The sequence below is a fragment of the Azospirillum griseum genome, assembly GCF_003966125.1.
Classification (GTDB): domain Bacteria; phylum Pseudomonadota; class Alphaproteobacteria; order Azospirillales; family Azospirillaceae; genus Azospirillum; species Azospirillum griseum.
Genome location: NZ_RXMA01000147.1, coordinates 1 through 399, shown reverse-complemented (window position 1 = coordinate 399; position 399 = coordinate 1). Strand labels below are relative to the sequence as shown.

1 protein-coding gene is annotated in these 399 nt (G+C 61.2%); it reads left to right on the top strand.

What is annotated here, in order from left to right; genetic code table 11:
- Positions 1-361, top strand: a 361-nt coding sequence (locus tag EJ903_RS26550; protein WP_174237370.1) for a transposase, incomplete at its 5' end; no start/stop codon positions are given.
- Between the last annotated feature and the right edge of the window lie 38 nt (positions 362-399).

The window sequence follows — 399 nt, the reverse complement described above, 5'->3', positions numbered from 1 at the left end:
TAAGGCCGCCGAGGTGGCCCTGACCGCCTTCGAAGACGGACCCTGGGGCGAAAAGTATGCGGCCATCGGCAAGGCCTGGCGGCGCGCTTGGCCGGAGGTCATTCCCTTTTTCGCCTTTCCCCGCGCGGTTCGACGCATCCTTTACACCACAAATGCCATCGAAGCGTTGAATTCCAAGCTGCGCCGGGCGGTGCGGGCCCGAGGGCATTTTCCAAATGACGAGGCCGCGCTGAAGCTCTTGTTTCTGGTCTTGAACCGCTCCGAGAAAGATTGGAAGATGCCGCCACGGGAATGGACGGCCGCCAAGGCACAGATGGCCGTCATGTTCGGCGAGCGTTTCTCAAAGGCGATGAGCGCCTGAGATTAAAACCCGCCCCGCCGAGCACGAAATTCCGGATA